General features: G+C 56.5%; 1 protein-coding gene. It reads right to left on the bottom strand.

Going from position 1 to position 1,225, the window contains the following annotated elements; all coding sequences use genetic code 11:
• Nucleotides 1-27: 27 nt before the first annotated feature.
• A protein-coding gene (locus V8Z80_RS20855) for an IS3 family transposase (RefSeq protein WP_442952013.1) occupies nucleotides 28-1,148 on the bottom strand; the annotation gives its coding sequence in 2 pieces (ribosomal slippage) (nucleotides 28-896 and nucleotides 896-1,148; 1,122 coding nt in all).
• Nucleotides 1,149-1,225: the final 77 nt, after the last annotated feature.

Here is a 1,225-nt window from a genome sequence, read left to right as displayed (position 1 = left end):
TGACCTCCTCCCACGAACTGGACAAGCTCAATCTAGAAAAACCGGCTGGTCAGTGGGTAGAGTGATTTGCCGCGCGAACAACGCTGGTGCGGTATCAGCGAGCGCGGAGTGCGGGCGGAAATGATTGTAATCCTGCCTCCAGTTTTCGAGCTTTTGTCGGGCGTCTTCGAGCGACATGAACCACGTTGTGTTCAGGCACTCATCGCGCAAGCTACCGTTAAATGACTCGATGAATGCGTTGTCAGTCGGCTTGCCAGGGCGGGAAAAATCCAGCGTCACGCCCTTATCGTAGGCCCATCGATCTAGCGCCAAGGAAACGAATTCCGGGCCGTTATCGGCCTGAATTCGACTTGGCCTGGTCCCCCGCTCGACGACTATCCGGGACAGTGCCCTTACGACGTCCGCCCCGGTCAATGACTGACCGACTTCAATGGCCAGACACTCCCGGGTGAAGTTGTCCACGACAGTCAGCGCTCGGAACTTCGCACCATTGAACAGCGAGTCGGACACAAAATCCATGCTCCAACTTTGATTGGCTGCTGTCAGGATGGGTCGATCCAGACGGTGGGCCGCGGCCTTGCGCCTGTGAGGACGCTTGCTGCGTAAGTTCAGGCCTTCTTCCTTGTACAGCCGGTACACGCGTTTGTGATTGACCATCCAGCCGTCGCGTCGAATTAGTACGTAGATTCGCCAAAAACCAAACCGTACCCGAGTGCTCGCAATCTCGTGCATTTTTGCCTTGATCGGCTCGTCAAGCAGCTTGGGCTTGGGCTTTTGGTACCAGCCTGCCCGGCTTTGCTGGCAGATTTGACAGGCCCGGTTGACGCTGATCCGGTAGCGGTCGATGAGGTGGCCGACGAGCTGCTTGCGCTGCGCCGGCCTCAGAGCTTTTTTTTGAGCACGTCCTGAAGCATCACCTTATCGAGCGTCAGGTCCGCGACCAATTGCTTGAGCTTTTTGTTCTCGTCCTCGAGTTGGCGCAAGCGGCGCAGCTCGCTCACGCCCACACCTGCATATTTTTTGCGCCAGGCGTAAAAGGTCGCTTGAGACACACCGATCTTGCGACACACCTCCTCGATGGATACACCGGTTTCGGCCTGGTGCAATGCGAATGCAATCTGCTCCTCGGTGAATTTGGACTTCTTCATGGCGATCTGCCCTCCTTGGGCTTAGTGTCGCCGGAATTTTCCAGTTTTGGCTTGTCCAGTTTTTAGGGGGGAGGTCA

This window comes from Orrella sp. JC864 (assembly GCF_037026685.1).
Taxonomy (GTDB): Bacteria; Pseudomonadota; Gammaproteobacteria; order Burkholderiales; family Burkholderiaceae_B; genus Orrella.
The sequence above is the reverse complement of the archived record's forward strand: the minus strand, read 5'-3'. Positions and strand labels throughout refer to the sequence as shown.